This window comes from Sinorhizobium kostiense, assembly GCF_017874595.1.
GTDB classification, from domain to species: Bacteria; Pseudomonadota; Alphaproteobacteria; order Rhizobiales; family Rhizobiaceae; genus Sinorhizobium; species Sinorhizobium kostiense.
On the sequence record NZ_JAGILA010000002.1, the window covers coordinates 972461 to 989671 of the forward strand.

Annotated in this window: 15 protein-coding genes and 1 tRNA gene; 4 read left to right on the forward strand and 12 right to left on the reverse strand. The window is 61.6% G+C overall.

Features of this window, described 5'->3' with window-relative positions:
* Positions 1-37 precede the first annotated feature (37 nt).
* From J2Z31_RS11045 to J2Z31_RS11055, 3 genes are all read right to left on the reverse strand, one after another.
* On the reverse strand, positions 38-1027 hold the full coding sequence (locus J2Z31_RS11045; protein WP_209601931.1) for an Hsp33 family molecular chaperone: 990 nt from the start codon (positions 1025-1027) through the stop codon (positions 38-40).
* 256 nt (positions 1028-1283) lie between these two features.
* Positions 1284-2201 (reverse strand): ornithine carbamoyltransferase, encoded by a 918-nt coding sequence (argF, locus tag J2Z31_RS11050; protein ID WP_209601932.1) that lies wholly within the window; start codon positions 2199-2201, stop codon positions 1284-1286.
* A gap of 76 nt (positions 2202-2277) precedes the next feature.
* A complete protein-coding gene (locus J2Z31_RS11055) occupies positions 2278-3474 on the reverse strand; it encodes an aspartate aminotransferase family protein (protein WP_209601933.1) in 1197 nt (398 codons plus the stop codon).
* Between the two features lie 420 nt (positions 3475-3894).
* Here J2Z31_RS11055 and J2Z31_RS11060 point away from each other — a divergent pair, with 420 nt between their 5' ends.
* Complete coding sequence (locus tag J2Z31_RS11060) at positions 3895-4413, forward strand: GcrA family cell cycle regulator (protein ID WP_209601934.1); 519 nt, start codon at positions 3895-3897, stop codon at positions 4411-4413.
* Between the two features lie 180 nt (positions 4414-4593).
* Here the strand turns inward: J2Z31_RS11060 and phoB are convergent, their stop codons facing one another.
* The 7 genes from phoB to phoR all read right to left on the reverse strand — a co-directional run bounded on the left by phoB (position 4594) and on the right by phoR (position 12419).
* The gene (phoB, locus tag J2Z31_RS11065; protein ID WP_034853928.1) at positions 4594-5277 is read right to left on the reverse strand and encodes a phosphate regulon transcriptional regulator PhoB; all 684 of its coding nucleotides are present in this window, start codon (positions 5275-5277) and stop codon (positions 4594-4596) included.
* A 146-nt stretch (positions 5278-5423) separates the two neighbouring features.
* A complete protein-coding gene (gene phoU, locus J2Z31_RS11070; RefSeq protein WP_209601935.1) occupies positions 5424-6137 on the reverse strand; it encodes a phosphate signaling complex protein PhoU in 714 nt (237 codons plus the stop codon).
* Between the two features lie 71 nt (positions 6138-6208).
* On the reverse strand, positions 6209-6970 hold the full coding sequence (gene pstB, locus J2Z31_RS11075; RefSeq protein WP_234939412.1) for a phosphate ABC transporter ATP-binding protein PstB: 762 nt from the start codon (positions 6968-6970) through the stop codon (positions 6209-6211).
* Positions 6971-7038: 68 nt separating this feature from the next.
* Positions 7039-8394 (reverse strand): phosphate ABC transporter permease PstA, encoded by a 1356-nt coding sequence (pstA, locus tag J2Z31_RS11080; protein ID WP_209601937.1) that lies wholly within the window; start codon positions 8392-8394, stop codon positions 7039-7041.
* Positions 8391-9851: a phosphate ABC transporter permease subunit PstC gene (gene pstC, locus J2Z31_RS11085; RefSeq protein WP_209601938.1), complete on the reverse strand. Its 1461-nt coding sequence runs from the start codon at positions 9849-9851 to the stop codon at positions 8391-8393. The genes pstA and pstC overlap by 4 nt, the downstream gene beginning before the upstream one ends.
* 70 nt (positions 9852-9921) lie before the next feature.
* On the reverse strand, positions 9922-10962 hold the full coding sequence (locus J2Z31_RS11090) for a substrate-binding domain-containing protein (RefSeq protein WP_209601939.1): 1041 nt from the start codon (positions 10960-10962) through the stop codon (positions 9922-9924).
* Positions 10963-11156: 194 nt separating this feature from the next.
* A complete protein-coding gene (gene phoR, locus J2Z31_RS11095) occupies positions 11157-12419 on the reverse strand; it encodes a phosphate regulon sensor histidine kinase PhoR (protein ID WP_209601940.1) in 1263 nt (420 codons plus the stop codon).
* 141 nt (positions 12420-12560) lie between these two features.
* Here phoR and ppk2 point away from each other — a divergent pair, with 141 nt between their 5' ends.
* Entirely contained in the window at positions 12561-13463 is a 903-nt protein-coding gene (gene ppk2, locus J2Z31_RS11100; protein WP_209601941.1) for a polyphosphate kinase 2, read from the forward strand.
* Between the two features lie 30 nt (positions 13464-13493).
* Here the strand turns inward: ppk2 and J2Z31_RS11105 are convergent, their stop codons facing one another.
* Entirely contained in the window at positions 13494-14675 is a 1182-nt protein-coding gene (locus J2Z31_RS11105) for a biotin transporter BioY (RefSeq protein WP_209601942.1), read from the reverse strand.
* Positions 14676-15034: 359 nt separating this feature from the next.
* Between J2Z31_RS11105 and J2Z31_RS11110 the strand changes: the two genes are divergently transcribed.
* Together J2Z31_RS11110 and J2Z31_RS11115 are read left to right on the forward strand one after the other, a co-directional pair.
* A complete protein-coding gene (locus J2Z31_RS11110) occupies positions 15035-16039 on the forward strand; it encodes an NAD(P)H-dependent flavin oxidoreductase (RefSeq protein ID WP_209601943.1) in 1005 nt (334 codons plus the stop codon).
* Between the two features lie 76 nt (positions 16040-16115).
* Positions 16116-16191, forward strand: a tRNA-Thr gene (locus J2Z31_RS11115).
* 78 nt (positions 16192-16269) lie between these two features.
* Here J2Z31_RS11115 and J2Z31_RS11120 read toward each other — a convergent pair.
* A complete protein-coding gene (locus J2Z31_RS11120; protein ID WP_209601944.1) occupies positions 16270-17211 on the reverse strand; it encodes a phosphatidate cytidylyltransferase in 942 nt (313 codons plus the stop codon).

Genomic DNA, 17211 nt, shown 5'->3' on the forward strand with positions numbered 1-17211 from the left:
CACACCTGATCCGGTCGACCCCGGCGCGATCCCTTACCTATTGCGATCGCACCTCGCTCGCTTCGAAGCGATAGGTGGTTGAGCAGAACTCGCAGGTCACCTTGATGAGGCCATCCTCGATACTGTTCTCGATGTCCTCCCGGCTCAGCCCATCCAGCACGTTGCGGATCTTGTCGCGCGAGCAACTGCAGCGATCATACACCACCTGCGGCTGATAAACGCGAACGCCGCGCTCGTGGAACAGCCGGTAGAGCAGCCGCTCGGTTCCGACCGTCGGATCTGTCAGCTCATCGGTGTCGATGGTCTCGACCATCACCTTGGCTTCCGTCCAGAGATCGTCCTCCTCGAACTGGCCGTTGCCGTCGTCGCCGTCGCCGCCATGCAGGTCCGGCTGGCGCATTCTCTCCGGCGACTCGGGCAGGAACTGCGCCACCATGCCGCCGGCGCGCCAGCGATGCCTCGGCTTGCCATGCGCGTCACGGTCGAGAAGTTCGGCAACGCCCAGGCGCACCTTTGTCGGGATCTGCTCCGACTGGCGGAAATAGGCGCCCGCGATCTCCTCGAGCGTTGCGCCGTCGAGCGCGACGATGCCCTGGTACCGCTGGGTGTGCGCGCCCTGATCGATGGTGAAGGCCAGGATACCACTGCCGAGTAATTCGTGCGGCTGCGTCCGCCCCCCCCGTTCGGCGGCGGCCAGCGCCTCCTCGTCATAGCGGGCATAGGCGCGGACCCGGTCCGGCGTCGAAAAATCGGCAACCACCAGATCCACCGGCCCATCGCTCTGGGTCTGGACGATGAGCTTGCCTTCGAACTTGAGCGATGTGCCGAGCAACACGGTCAAGACAACCGTCTCGGCGACCAGCCGTGCCACCGGAAGCGGATAATTGTGCCGCTCGAGGATCGCATCGAGCATCGGACCAAGCTGAACGGCACGGCCGCGCACGTCGAGCCCTTCGACGTAAAACGGGACGACATGATCGTCACCGGCGAAATCGAACTCGCCCAGTCCCGGTGCTGTTTCTGTCATCGCTTGCTCCTTATTGCGTGCGGCCGCAACGCGGGCGTTGTTCCGCCCCGTGCAACCTGCCCGGCATCCAATGGTTCCCGCCAAGTGAACGGATTTGTCAGAAGTCCTATCCGCATGCGCGGCGTCGACGACCACAAGCGGTTCTCCGTCGGCCTCACCGGCAATCCATGCCGAAACCGCCTCTGTCGCGTAGATTGTGTCGGACCGCCGCGGTTTCAATAGCTTCGCCGCTCAAGGCCATCCTGCGACGCCGTGGTCAAACGGTGCCGAGGCACCAGGCGAGGATCGATTTCTGCGCATGCAGCCGGTTCTCCGCTTCGTCGAACACGACGGATTGCGGGCCATCAATGACCTCGTCGGTGACTTCCTCGCCGCGATGTGCCGGGAGGCAATGCATGAACAGCGCATCGGGCGCCGCATGCTTCATCAGCGCCGCATTGACCTGATAGGGCTGGAAGACATTATGGCCGCGGGCGCGATGCTCCAGATTCATCGACACCCAGGTGTCGGTGACGATGCAGTCGGCGCCGGCGACCGCCTGTTCCGGCTCATGGCAAAGCAGGATCTCTCCGCCGTTGCTGCGGGCCCAATTGAGAAACTTGTCCTGCGGCTCGGAGCCGAGCGGCACTGCCATGTTCATGCGGTAGCCGAAACGCGCCGAGCCTTCGATCAGCGAGTGCAGCACATTGTTTCCGTCGCCCGTCCAGGCGATCGTCTTGCCCATGACCGGACCGCGGTGCTCCTCGAAGGTCAGTATATCGGCCATGATCTGGCAAGGATGCGTGTCGTCGGTGAGGCCGTTGATTACCGGCACCGTCGCATGCTCGGCCATTTCCAGAAGCCGGCGGTGGTCGGTGGTGCGGATCATGATGGCGTCGACATAGCGAGACAGGACCTTTGCCGTGTCGCCGATCGTCTCCGCCCGCCCAAGCTGCATTTCGGTGCCGGAGAGGAACAGCGTTTCGCCGCCAAGCTGGCGCATGCCGACGTCGAATGAGACGCGCGTGCGGGTGGAGGGTTTCTCGAAAATCATCGCCAGCATCTTTCCTGCAAGCGGCTTGTCGGCCGTGCCGGCCTTGGTCGCCGACTTCCTGGCGCGGGCATCGTCGATGATCGTTCTGAGATCGGCGGCCGTCATCGCGGAAAGATCGAGAAAATGTCTGGTGGCGGTCATAACGCTTTCAGTTCCTGTCATAAATATCGGTACTCGACCATGATTGCGGGCCGGTTCAAGTGAGCCCCGCCCGATCTCAGGCCGCGGCGATGCCGGCCGCCCTCACGGCCTCGGCGGCACGCTCCAGCCTTGCCAGACCTTCCCGCGCTTCGGCCGCGGTGGTGATCAGGGGCGGCAGAAGGCGGAGCACGTTCTCGCCGGCGGGAACAGCCAGCAACTTCTCGGCGCGGATCGCCTTGAGGAGGTCCGCCGAAGGGACCTTCGCCTTGATACCGAGCATCAAGCCGTCCCCACGGATCTCCTCGACCACATCCGGAAAACGATCCTTGAGCGATGCGAGCCCCTGTCGGAAAACGAGCGCGACGTCGCGCACCCGATCGAGAAAGCCTTCGGCGAGAATGACGTCGAGCACAGCATTGCCGACAGCCATGGCCAGCGGATTGCCGCCATAGGTGGAGCCGTGCGTGCCTGCCACCATGCCTGCCGCAGCCGCCTCCGTCGCGAGGCACGCGCCGAGCGGAAAGCCAGCGCCGATACCTTTGGCGACCGCCATGATGTCGGGCTGGATGCCCGCCCATTCATGAGCGAAGAGCTTGCCGGTACGGCCGACGCCGCATTGCACCTCGTCCAGGATCAACAGCAGGCCGAATTCGTCGCAGAGTGCCCGCAATTCCTGCAGGAACTCCTTGGAAGCCAGGCGAATGCCGCCCTCACCTTGGATCGGCTCGATCAGGATTGCCGCAGTCTCGTCGTTGATGGCATTCTTGACGGCGGCGATATCGCCGAACGGGACCTGATAGAAGCCCGGCGCCTTTGGTCCGAAACCTTCTATGTATTTCTGCTGACCGCCGGCGGCGATCGTCGCGATGGTGCGGCCGTGGAAAGCGCCTTCGAAGGTGATGACGTGAAACCGCTCGCCATGCCCCTTGGCGAAGTGGTAGCGGCGCGCCGTCTTGATCGCGCATTCCAGCGCTTCCGCGCCTGAATTGGTGAAGAAGACGCGATCCGCGAAGGTTACCGCCGCCAGCCGTCTCGCAAGGCTCTCCTGGCCCGGCACGTCGTAGAGGTTCGAAACATGCCACAGCTTTTCGGCCTGCGTCTTCAGCGCCTCGACGAGGTGCGGATGCGCATGACCGAGGGAGTTCACGGCAACGCCGGCGGCAAAATCGAGATAGCGCGTGCCGTCCTCCGCAATCAGCCAGACGCCTTCGCCTCGCTCGAAACGCAACGGCGCGCGCAAATAGGTGTCGTAGAGCGGCGTTGTTGCGGTCATTTGAGCTTCTCCTTCCTCGGCGTCACCGTCGGACCGATAGGTCCTGGTTTGCGGCCGACAAAATCAAAAATGCCGCCTTTCGGCGGCGGGGCACTATTCCCATTTCGCGGCGCAATGTCAACAAAACCAAGGCCCCCGGCCGACTTACCGGTGCAGATTCCGCGGCGCGAAAAAATCGCGCCTTGGGGCTTGCAAAAATGCAACTATCGGACAGCAAGTTGGGGAAAACAGCGAAAACGATTCGGCACGATTCCCGCGACTCTTGCCACGGAGTCACCCTGCCGGTAGGTTAAGATTTAATTACTAGACGCATGCGGCGGACCTAGTCACCAAAATGGTTATCGCGTTGTAACTCCAGGCATTTTCTGGAGAAGGGTGATGGATTCTGCCATCCCAACGCCGAGAACGGGGAGTGCAGACATGATTTGGACTGACGAGCGGGTTGAGAAACTGAAGAAGCTGTGGTCCGAGGGACTGAGCGCCAGCCAGATCGCGGCGCAATTGGGTGGCGTCAGCCGCAATGCGGTCATCGGCAAGGTGCACCGGCTGAGCCTGCCGGGCCGCGCGAAGGCCGGCGGCACGACCGCAGCCGCTCGTCCAAAGCGGGCGACCTCGGCGCCGCGGGCGCCGAACTACGCCGCACGCGCCGTGACCCGGACCGTGACCCGACCGGCCGGCGCCACCGTTCTCAAGGAAGAGGTCGTCGTAGATCTGGCTCCTGAACCGGATTTCGCGCTCGAAACGAACATTGTCGTACCGATGTCGCGCCGGCTGGAGCTGACGCAACTCACCGAGCGCACCTGCAAGTGGCCGATCGGCGATCCGCTCAAGGAGGAATTTCACTTCTGCGGCAACGACTCGCCGGAATCCTCACCCTACTGCAGCTATCATGCACGTCTTGCTTATCAGCCGTCCGCGGAGCGGCGGCGCATCCGCTGAATTCGAACCGATCCAGACGGAAAAGGGCCCGGGAGGGCCCTTTTTGCATAGCTATCGAGGAGAGCGCTGGGGAGACTTAGATCACTACGGTTTCGGATCGATCCGAAGTCACGAACGTGATCGACTCTAAGAAGTCGGCGTCGGATGGGCAGAGAACTGCGCACTTTTCCTCGGCCCGCGCTAGCCCTCCAGCGAGTAACCAGCGCCACGGACCGTCCTGATGACGTCGGGCATGTTGGAGAAGTTCAACGCCTTGCGCAGACGTCCGACGTGGACATCCACCGTGCGCTCGTCGACATAGATGTCGTGGCCCCACACGCCGTCGAGCAGTTGTGATCGCGAGAAGACGCGTCCTGGCGACGACATCAAGAATTCCAGGAGGCGGAATTCCGTCGGGCCAAGTCGCACCTCACGGCTGCGACGATGAACGCGATGCGTCTCCCGATCGAGCTCAATGTCGCCGCAGCGAAGCACCGTCGAGAGCACCTCGGGCTTGGCCCGCCTTAGCATTGCCTTGACGCGGGCCATCAGTTCCGGTGTCGAGAATGGCTTGACGACGTAATCATCGGCGCCGGTCGCGAGCCCCCGCACTCGCTCGCTTTCCTCGCCGCGTGCGGTCAGCATGATGATCGGCAGCCGTTCGGTCTCTGGCCTCTGCCGGAGCCTGCGGCAAAGCTCGATGCCCGAAACGCCGGGTAGCATCCAGTCGAGGATCAGAAGATCGGGGAGTCGCTCCTGCAGACGGATTTCCGCCTCGTCTCCGCGAAGGATGGTATCGACCTCGAAACCCTCCGCCTCCAGATTGTAGCGGAGCAGCACGCTCAGCGCTTCCTCGTCCTCGACAACTGCTATCTTAGGCAACATTCAGCTACGCTCCTTGCCTCGATTCCATCACAGCGCCGCGCGTCCTATCAGACGCGCAAAGGTCGCTGTAACACTTTGAATTGCTGCGTGTCTTTGTCCTTAAACCTAGGTCGATTTAAGGAGACATGCAGTAGCGAGAGGATGGCTCATTCGGTCACCGAGCCCATGGTTGCTGTCGTATCGTCCTTCGGCCGTTCGCCCTGGGGCTGTGCACCGGTCGCCATGTAATAAATCGTCTCCGCGATATTGGTCGCGTGGTCGCCGATCCGCTCGATGTTCTTGGCGCAGAAGAGAAGATGCGTGCAGGGCGTGATGTTGCGCGGGTCCTCCATCATGTAGGTGAGCAGCTCTCGGAAGAGGGACGTGTAGATCGCATCGATCTCCTCGTCCCTTTCGCGGATGCTGTTCGCCTTCTCCGGCGAGCGCGACGCGTAGACATCGAGCACTTCCTTGAGCTGGACCAGAGCGAGTTCGGCCAGATGCTCGAGACCGCGCGCAAGCTTGCGCGGGATGCCCGAGCCTGCGACGGCGATTACCCGCTTGGCAGTGTTCTTGCCGAGGTCCCCGACACGCTCCAGGTCAGCCGCGATACGGATCGATCCCATGATTTCGCGCAGATCCGACGCCATCGGCTGGCGCTTGGCGATGGTGAGGATCGCCTTTTCACCGATCTGGCGTTCGGCGTCATCGAGAATGGCGTCGTCGGAGATGACCTTCTGGGCGAGACCCAGATCGGAATTCACCAGCGCGCGGACGGAGTCTGCCACCATCTGCTCGGCAAGCCCGCCCATCTCGGAGATTCGGCGCGTGAGATACTTCAACTCTTCATCGAAGGCGGACATTATGTGTGGGTGAGTCATCTTCAATTCCTCAGGGCGCGCGCCCATCAATCGATTCGATCAGTTTAGCAGGCGGAGGCCAGCGGGTCGGCCTAGCCGAACCGGCCCATGATGTAGTCCTGCGTGCGCTGGTCATCCGGATTGGTGAAGATCTTATCCGTGTCGTCCACTTCGACAAGGTTGCCAAGGTGGAACATCGCCGTACGCTGCGACACGCGGGCTGCCTGTTGCATTGAGTGGGTTACGATAACGATGGTGAAGTTCTCGCGAAGCTCGTGGATCAGTTCCTCGACCTTGGCAGTGGCGATCGGGTCGAGCGCCGAGCAGGGCTCGTCCATGAGGATGACTTCCGGACTCACGGCAACGGCCCGCGCAATGCAAAGGCGCTGCTGCTGGCCTCCCGAAAGGCCCGTGCCCGGAGCATGCAAGCGATCCTTCACTTCGTTCCAAAGGCCGGCCCTCTGAAGCGCTGATGCGACGATATCATCCAGGTCCGCCTTCTTGGCGGCCAGGCCATGGATGCGCGGACCGTAAGCGACGTTCTCGTAGATCGTCTTCGGGAAGGGGTTCGGCTTCTGGAAGACCATGCCGACCTTGGCGCGCAACTGCACCGGATCCACCTTCGGATCATAGATGTCTTCGCCGTCGATGGCGATGTGGCCTGCGACCCGGCATATGTCGATTGTGTCATTCATGCGATTGAGGCACCGCAGGAAGGTCGACTTGCCGCAGCCAGACGGACCGATGAAGGCGGTCACGGAGCGCGGATGGATCTCGATGCTGACATCCTTGAGGGCGTGTTTGTCGCCATAATGGACCTGCACACCGCGGGCGGAAATCTTCGGTTGGTTCATGGCGGGAGCCTTCGTCGAAATCGTCGTCGTTATCGTAGCGGACATATTGTTCATAATGCGCTCCTTTTCTACCAACGGCGCTCGAAGCGGCGGCGAAGAATGATCGCTGTCAAATTCATTGCAACCAGGAACACCAGAAGAACGATGATTGCGCCCGAGGCTCGCTCAACGAAAGCCGGATCGCCGCGCTGGGTCCAACTATAGACCTGAACAGGCAGGGCCGAAGCCGGATCAAAAAAGCCTTCCGGAGGCCCTGCAGGATAGTCGCGAACAAAGGCGACCATGCCGATCAGCAGCAGCGGTGCCGTTTCGCCCAGTGCATGGGCGAGGCCAATGATCGTACCCGTCAGGATTCCCGGCATGGCGAGCGGCAGGACGTGGTGAAATACGGACTGCATTTTGGATGCGCCGACGCCGAGCGCGGCGTCACGGATGGAGCGCGGCACAGCCTTCAGCGCAGCGCGCGTGGCGATGATGATGGTCGGCAAGGTCATCAGGGTCAGCACCAGACCGCCGACGACCGGAGCCGATTGGGGTAATCCCGCGAAGTTGATGAACACCGCCAGGCCAAGAATACCGAAAACGATGGAAGGGACGGCGGCGAGATTCGCAATATTGACCTCGATGAGGTCGGTAAAGCGGTTCTGCGGCGCGAACTCTTCAAGGTAAATCGAAGCAGCCACTCCGAGTGGCAGCGACAGGACCAACACGATCAGCATCATGTAAGCCGAGCCGAGAACGGCCACGCCCAGACCGGCCGCTTCGGGACGGGTGTCGGACGCGTCAGGCGCCGTAAAGAAATCCCAGTTGAATCTGGTCGCTAGAAGCCCGGCCTGCTTTAGTTCGTCTGCCAGCAGCAACTGCTCGGGGGAAATGTTCCGATCGAGTTGCGCGCTTTCCTTGGTCACGCGACCCTTGTAGTATCCGTCGATGCGGCCCGACGCGAGGAGATCGAAGGATATGGTTTCGCCGATGACCGCCGGATCGGAGATCACATACTGGCGCAACGTTGCCGGGGCTTCCTTGGAGATCAGTTCGACTGCGCGCTTGGCGTTCACTCCCTCGACGGCAATGCCCTTTGCAGCCATGGCATCGGTCAAAGCCTTCTGGATCAAGGGGGCGTAGGCGAATGTGGTGATCTTGGCGATGGCCTCGGGATCACGATTGCCTTGCTTGTCCAGCTTGGCCGGATCAAGATAGATGTCCAGCGTGACATAGGTTTGCCGGAAGGACGTCAGTCCGTTTGTGAGAATGGACGCCAGCAGCCCGACCAGGGCGAGAATACTGATCGCAACGGCAATCTTGCCCATAAGCCGAAAGCGGGCTTCCGCCGCATGGCGCCGACGGGTCCGCGCATCGATGGCTAGGATTGACTTTGGCTGCGAGACTTTGCCGCGCTCGGCTACGACGGAGACGTCGGTCATTCGTACTGCTCCCGGTATTTGCGCACGATGTAGAGGGCCAGCACGTTCAGCCCAAGCGTAAAGACGAAGAGGGTGAGACCGAGAGCAAAGGCGACCAGCGTCTCCGGACTTGCGAACTCGGTATCGCCGGTAAGCTGGCTTACGATCTTCACCGTCACCGTCGTCATCGCCTCAAAGGGATTGAGATCGAGTTTAGCGGCCGCGCCTGCACCGAGAACCACGATCATGGTCTCGCCGATCGCGCGGCTGGCCGCCAGCAGAATGGCGCCGACGATGCCCGGCAAGGCTGCCGGCAGGATAACCTGCTTGATGGTCTCGGACTGCGTCGCGCCAAGACCGTAGGACCCGTCTCGCAGTGCCTGCGGTACCGCATTGATGATGTCATCGGACAGCGAACTGACAAACGGAATGATCATGATGCCCATTACGATACCCGCGGTCAGTACCGACGAGGACGAGTTGCCGAGCCCAAGTGGCTGGGCAAACCAGTCGCGCAGGAAAGGGCCGACTGTGATCAACGCAAAGAGACCGTACACGATCGATGGAATGCCCGCGAGAACCTCGATTGCAGGCTTGGCGAAACTCCGCACAGACTTCCCTGCATACTCGGAAAGGTAGATCGCAATCAGCAGGCCGATCGGGACCGCTAGAAGGAGGGCCACCAGCGATATGTACAACGTGCCCCAGAGCAGCGGCAAGATGCCGAGCTCCGAGCCGCCGCGGAACTGCGGGTTCCATACGGTGGAGAAGAAGAACTCGGACGCCGGGTACATCCTGAAGAAGGTGATGCTCTCGAAGACGAGCGAGGCGACAATCCCGATGGTGGTCAGGATCGCAACCGTCGAGGATCCGATCAACAGTGACTTGATGAAGCTCTCGCTGATATTGCGAGCGCGCATGTCGGGGCGGATGCGAGTGAACGACCATGCGCCAAACCCGGCGGAAAGAGCGAGGACTGCGATGGTCATGGCGATCGTGCCGATTTTATCGCCCTGACGATAAACTTTTGCGGCTTCGAAGACCTCATTCGGAACGTCGTTCCCGAGTGCGATGCCGACTCCAGCGAGGCGATCACGAACGGTGGAGAAATCGATGCGGCCGTCGGTAAGCGCAGCCTCGTCCAGAACATTCCTGGCAAGCACTGCATCAAGGCCGTCGGCAATCCTGCGCACGTCTGAAATGACTAAGCTTCGCGCGCCGCCTGCGGGGATGACACTGTCGGGGATCATGCCGTTGACCCGAGCGCCGACAATCGCCGGCTGGATGAACAGCCAAGCTATCAAAAGCAGAAAGGCCGGGACCGCGATGAACAGAGCGACGGTCTGGCCGTAGTAACCAGGAAGGGAGTGGAGCCTCCTGCCGCTCTCAACCGCAAGAGCCAGGGCGCGCCGCCTGCCGAGGAAATAGCCGAGTGCTGAAAGCACCAGCAAGACAAGGATAATGATGCCCACACTCATCTTGCCCGCATCCTTTGACAAAGTTGAAAACTGGCGGCGCAATCATTGCGCCGCCAGAGTGTTTGAAGACTTAGTTCAAAGCCCCCAAGGGCTTGCGTGCCTTGACTGCTTCCTGGGTCTTGGCAAGTTCCGGATCGGAAACCAGGCCGTAGGCGGCGAGCGGGCCGTCCGGGCCAGCCATTTCGTCCGATACGAAGAACTCGACATATTCCTGCAGGCCCGGAATGACGTCCAGGTGAGCGTTCTTCACGTAGAAGTACAGCGGACGGGAAACCGGATATTCACCGGAAGCGATCGTCTCTACAGACGGCGTCACGCCGTTCATAGTGGCGACGCGCAGCTTGTCGGTGTTGTTCTGGTAGAATGACAGACCGAAAACGCCGATGCCGTTCTTGTTGGCTTCGATGCGAGCGAGCGTCTCGGTGTAGTCGCCGTCGATGTCGACCGAAACGCCGTCGGTGCGCAGAGCCATGCAGGCCTTTTCAGCTGCTTTCTCGTCGCCGCTGCTAGCGGCCTTGTGCGCTTCAAGCGTGCCATTCTCTTCGCAACCGGCGATGATGACCTTCTCGTCGAAAACCTCACGGGTGCCGTGTTTGGTGCCCGGGATGAAAGCCAGGATCGGCTGAGCCGGCAGTTCGGCGCGGATTTCATTCCAGGCCTTGTACGGGTTGTCGACGAGCTGACCGTCCTTCACGACCTTGGCGGCCAGAGCGGCGTGCCAGTCGGCCGGGGTGAAGGCGTATTCAGGACCCTTGATGTCCGACGCAAACACGATGCCGTCATAGCCGATGCGGACCTCCTGGATTTCCTGGACGCCGTTGGCAGCGCAGGCGTCGATGTCCGACTGCTTGATGCGCGAGGAGGAATTGGCGATATCGATGGTGTTCTCGCCCACACCTTCGCAGAGTTTCTTGCGGCCCGCGCCCGAACCACCGGACTCGACAACGGGGGTCGGGAAGTCGGTGTTTTCGCCAAAGGCTTCGGCCACGATAGAAGCGTAGGGAAGAACGGTGGAGGAGCCAGCGATCTGGATCTGATCGCGAGCCACTGCTACGCCCGCGAAAGCGGCGGAAGCAGCCAGCGCCGCCACGGTGAATTTAAGAGCTTTCATAGATGTTCTCCCGGAATGGGCTTGTGTTGGTGCGCTTGGGTGCCAGCGCTCTCTCTCGCCGTATCATCGGCGCCCCTAGTTAGCCGCCGATGGCCACATCTTTTATGTCAAATTCATGAAACATTTGTGACAGGCTAAGTAGCGGGAATCACTTCGAAATTTTGAGTCTTGCGAATTGTGCCCAGGCTTTTGTGTCAGAAGCGCACCGTAAAGACCGCGCCCTTGCCGAACTCCGAATGGATGAGCAGACGCGCCCTGTGGCGGGTCAGGATGTGCTTGACGATCGCCAGGCCCAGCCCCGTCCCTTTCTTGGAACGGCTCGCCTCCACGTTAACTCTATAGAAACGCTCGGTGATCCGCGGCACGTGCTCCGCCGAAATACCTGGCCCGTAATCGGTAACCGTCACCTCCGCATGGCCGCCCTCGCCGCCGGTCAGCCGCACGTCGACCTTCTTGCCCTCCTGCCCGTACTTGCAGGCGTTCTCTATGAGGTTCTCGAACACCTCGATCAACTCGTCCCGGTCTCCCTGTACGACGACCGGCGTCTCCGGTACGTCGAGCGAGATCGTCACGTCGAGTTCTCCGGCAAGCGGGGCAAGGCCGTCGCGGACATGCCCGAGCAACGGCACCAGATCGACCGTGTCGTCGGGCGCGATATGGGATTTAAGCTCCAACCGCGACAGCGACAGGAGATCATCGACGAGGCGGCTCATCCGCGTGACCTGCTCGTGCATGATGCTGAAGAACTTCTCCTGCGCCTTCGGATCATTGCGGGCAGGCCCTTGCAGCGTTTCGATGAAGCCGCGCAGAGACGCAAGCGGCGTGCGCAGCTCATGGCTGGCATTGGCGACGAAATCCGACCGCATCCGATCGATGCGGCGGACCTGGGAGATGTCGCGGTAGCTGAGCAGGAAGACCCGCCGACCGGAATTGCCCTCGCCGATATCGGCAGGGGCAACCCGGACGACATAAACGGCATCGGAGGGAAGCCGTTCCGTATGCTCGATCTGATTGGCCTTGCCGGTGGCGATGGTCTCACGCACCATGTCGAGAATGCCGGGAGAACGCACCCGGGCGGCAAGGTAACTCTCCGGGGGAATGGTGCCGAAGGCCTTCTCGGCGGCAATGTTCTGGAACAGGACGGTTTCGTCCGCCGCGATGACGAGCACCGGCATGTCGAGGGCGTTCAACACCGGGACCAGCGGATCCTTTCCATCCTCCATCGCCGCCGTTGCGACTATCGGCGCCGGCTGTTCCGTCGGCACGCTCCGGTTGAGAAGCGCCACAACGAAGGCGATCCAGAACGGCAGGATCACGAGGGGGTGAACGCCGGCGAATATCGCGAGCAGCGCAAGCACCGCGGAGAGGGCGAGGATCGCTCGTTCCGCCTTCAGCCTCGGCAGCAATTCCTGCCAAAACAGTTTCGTGCGATCCAACACGACACCCTCATCGCTCAATTGCCGCCTCCCGTGACGATTCGTCGGTAGTGACGGAGAGATAACGGCGCTTCATGACATGATTTTCACGTCATGCTTGAAATCGCAACGCAATTGTGTCCTCCTCCAGTGAAATCCAGCCGCGCAGCGGGAGGCAGGAAGATGGTAGTCGATACGGCAGAAAACGCGGCCAAGCCGGAAAGCCGGGCGGTCGAACTCCAGATCGGCGGCAAGACCCGGATCTTCGACATCGACAATCCGGAATTGCCGCAGTGGATCGATGAAGAAGCCTTCGCTTCGGACGACTATCCCTACCGGAAGAAGCTCGATGAAGAGCAGTATGAGCAGACTCTCGAGCAGCTGCAGATCGAACTCGTCAAGGTCCAGTTCTGGTTGCAGGCCACCGGCAAGCGCGTGATGGCCGTTTTCGAGGGCCGCGATGCGGCGGGAAAAGGCGGCGCCATTCACGCCACCATGGCCTACATGAACCCGCGCTCGGCTCGCGTCGTCGCGCTGACCAAGCCCACCGAGACGGAGCGCGGCCAATGGTATTTCCAGCGCTATGTGGCCACCTTTCCAACCGCCGGTGAATTCGTTCTCTTCGATCGTTCCTGGTACAACCGCGCTGGCGTGGAGCCGGTGATGGGGTTCTGCACACCTCAGCAATACGAGCATTTTCTGAAGCAGGTACCGCTCTTCGAGAGGATGATCGTCGAGGACGGCATTCATCTTTTCAAGTTCTGGCTGAACATCGGTCGCGAAATGCAATTGAAGCGTTTCCACGACCGCCGTCATGACCCACTGAAGATCTGGAAGCTGTCGCCGATGGATATCGCGGCCCTGCAGAAATGGGACGACTACACGGAGAAGCGCGACCGAATGCTCAGGGAGACGCATAGCGACGATGCGCCTTGGATCGTTATCCGCGGCAACGACAAGCGTCGCGCGCGGGTCAACCTGATTCGGCACATGCTCAACAAACTCGATTACGACGGCAAGAACGAAGCGGCAATCGGTGCATTGGACGACAGGATCGTCGGCTCCGGCCCGGACTTCCTCAGGTGAACTGCGCAGAGACGGACCGCCCGCGGCAGATCATTGCCCGGGCAGGACCCGGATGGCGAAAAGGTCCAGGCTGTTGCCGGCGCCGCTGACATCGCTGTTGATCAGCAGTCGCCCGGGGCTCTTCGGCGCGAGGCCGCGCTCAAATGTCACTTTGAACAGCGTATCCAGCCTTTCGTCGTGCACGGTGAAACGATGTCGGCCGCAGTTGCCGAGCGTCGAGAAATCGCAGGCGACGGAAAATTCCGTCGTCTTGCCAGCCATCGCCTTGACACTCAGGGCCAAGGTCGACGATTTGCCCGCGAGCTCCGCAAGTACATCCGCCGGGATTTCGATCGCGACGTCGCCGTCCTCGGTCCCGATGCTCGAGGTCAACCGGACCCGCTCGCCGCCGTCGTCATTATAGGGCTCCGCGCGGGCGCGGGCAGCCGGCTTGACGGATGCGGTGTCCGCGGCGGTGAAGACCTCGACCCAGTCGTCGGAGAATCCCTCACGGGCGCCAAGGGTCGGCAAGGCCGTCGCGCCGTTGAAATCCTCGGCCTCCACGGTCGGCGGCGGGTTGGCGACATTGGTGTCGCGTTCGGCCGGCGCCCTCAAGAGATCGTTGGTTTGAACCCACCAGACGGCGGCGCCGGCCGCCGCTGCGAGCGTCGCGACCACCATCAGGAAGGAAAGGAAACGTCCGCGCCTTCGCCGGGGAGGACGCTTTTCCGTCACGCCCAGATCCGTCATCCTCAGGTCGGATGCCGCCTGACCAGCCGCAACTGCAGCCGCCGAACCGGAGGCGCCGGGCGTTGCACTCTCGCCAGCCCCGCGGGAGGAAACCATCGGTCCATCGCGATCCGGCCGTAAGCCGCCGAGGCCGCCATCGGCCTGCGCGGCAGTCTCGCTCTCGCCCTTGGACGTCGGCTCCCGCTGCGCCGCACCGGCCGAGCCGGAGACATCGCCTCTGGCCTTCACATCTGCGAGACTGATGACCGGCGCGGCGGTGGCGCGCGCCTTCAGCGCGGTCCGCTCCTCCGTCTCTATCGCATGGATGATTGCCTCGAGCCGATGGCGCTGCCGCGCAATGACCTCGGGATCCTCGACCTGCTGTTTTTGCAGACCATTTTCCAGCGCCTGGCGCGCCGACTGGTAGATGCGGGCGCGGATTTCCGCATTGCTCCTGTCCGAGCGTTCCAGTGCATTCCTGATCGCAGTCTCGAGTCCGCTCACGTCAATTCCTTCTGCACATCGAACGTCCGGCCAATGACCGGCGGCCTCATCCCCGGCGGTTCCTCGCCACCTCGACGCCCTTGTTAACGTTTGGGTAACCGCTTGATTTGGAATCCGCAAGCCCGACAGCGTCGTCGATCACGACGTCCTGCGTCTTTTTACGCGATTGACGTGTAGTGTATTCAGAAGCGTCGCAGTACCACTTGAACTGCCACAGGTCTTTGCCTTTGGATCGGCTCCGGTCAAAGCCGGTAAGCGCGAGCGCAAAGTGCGCGCCATCCCGCTCGAGGCAAGCGGGTCGGCTGCTGCTATCAATCTTACGCTTACGCAAACGTCAAACAATTGGATGGAGATCCGAAATGTTGCCGCCAATTCTTTCCGGGATGAGACTGCCGGTCGTCGGAGCGCCACTATTCATCGTCTCGCATCCGAAACTGACGATAGCGCAATGCAAGGCTGGCATCGTCGGCGCATTTCCGGCGCTAAACGCGCGGCCGCAGGAACAACTCGACGATTGGCTGGCGGAGATCACCGAAACGCTCGCCGAACATGACGCCAAGAACCCGTACCGTCCGGCCGCCCCTTTTGCCGTTAACCAGATCGTGCACAAGTCGAATGCGCGTCTCGAGCACGACCTGATGCTCTGCGTCAAATACAAGGTGCCGATCGTCATCTCCTCGCTCGGCGCTGTTCCGGAAGTGAATGATGCCATTCACTCCTATGGCGGCGTCGTGCTGCACGACGTCATCAACAACCGCCATGCGAATTCGGCGATCCGCAAGGGCGCCGACGGGCTGATCGCGGTCGCCGCCGGCGCCGGCGGCCATGCGGGAACGCTTTCGCCGTTCGCGCTCGTCCAGGAAATCCGCGCCTGGTTCGACGGGCCGCTGCTCCTCTCGGGCGCGATCGCCACCGGCGGCGCCATTCTCGCGGCCGAGGCCATGGGCGCCGACATGGCCTATATCGGCTCGCCGTTCATCGCCACCGAAGAGGCCCGCGCCAGCGACGCCTACAAGCAGATGATCGTCGACAGCAATGCAGCCGACATCGTGTATTCCAATTACTTTACCGGGATCCACGGCAACTATCTCAGGGCCTCGATTCGCGCCGCGGGCATGGACCCGGACAACCTCCCGGAAGCGGACCCGTCCAAGATGGATTTCGGCAGGGCCGCCGACGGCGCCAAGGCATGGAAAGACATCTGGGGCTGCGGCCAGGGCATCGGCGCCGTCGGCGAGATCGCCCCGGTCGCGGGATTGGTCGACCGCCTGGAGCGCGAATACGATGCCGCCCGCGCCCGACTGGAGCTGGCGCATCGTGGTGCTGCGCCTACTCCGAAGGAATTTTCGAGTTCTCGGAACTGATGGCTTGAAATCTTGCCGCTTTGCGTTTATCAGCGCCTCACATTCGTTCCGCGGGCGCCCGCGGAACCGCCCCAGGGCCGCTTTAGCTCAGTCGGTAGAGCACATCATTCGTAATGATGGGGTCACGTGTTCGAGTCACGTAAGCGGCACCATTTGTTTCACGCAATTCATCGCCGGCGGATAGCCTGAACGAGGGAATCGGCTGATGCCGGCCTCCTTGCGAGCCACAATCACGTATAGAAATACCGCGTCAGGTGGAAGAATACCGGTGCGGCGAAGCTCAGCGAGTCCATGCGATCGAGCACGCCGCCATGGCCCGAGATCATCGTGCCCCAATCCTTCACGCCCATCGAGCGCTTGACGGCCGAGAGAGCAAGGCCGCCGAAGAAGCCCATGGCGACGATGGCGAGTGCCATTGCCGCCGCCTCGACGGGGGAAAAAGGCGTGATCCACCAGAGGCCCGCGCCTGCCAGCACGGCAGAGAGCCCGCCGCCGACGAGGCCTTCCACGGTTTTTGACGGGCTCACGACAGGCGCGATTTTCGTCCTGCCCGTCAGCTTGCCGAAGACATATTGCATGACATCGCTCAACTGCGCGACGGTGATCAGGAAGAAGAGCAGCAGGAAACCCTGACCATCATAGCCCGGTATGTCGAGCATGATCAGTGCCGGTGCATGACTGATGCAATAGACCGTCAGCATCAGCGCCCACTGAATGCGCGACACCCGCAGCAGGAACTGCTCGGCATCACCCTTCAACGCTGCGAGGGTCGGAAGGAGGAGAAAGCCGTAGACCGGTATCAAGATCGTGAACAGCGCATACCAGTCGGTCCAGATCAGCCAATATTGAAGCGGCAACAGCATATAAAACGCGCCGACGAGGAGCAGGTGGTCGGCCGCCCGCGTCGGCGTCAGCGAGACGAACTCGCGTAGCGTGTAGAAAGAGGTGAGCGCGAAGAGCACTACGGTCGCACCCTTGCCGAGGCCGAAGCTCAAGGCGAAGATCGCGACCATCACCCACCAGGCCTTGATGCGCGCATTGAGATTATCGACGGTCGCTCGGCCGCTTTCCGACGTGATCTTGCGCGATAGCGCAAAGCCGATCAGAGAGGCGATCGCGAGAAGACTGCAGATACCGGCGAAAAGGATGAGAAGCTTATCGCTCAAAGACAT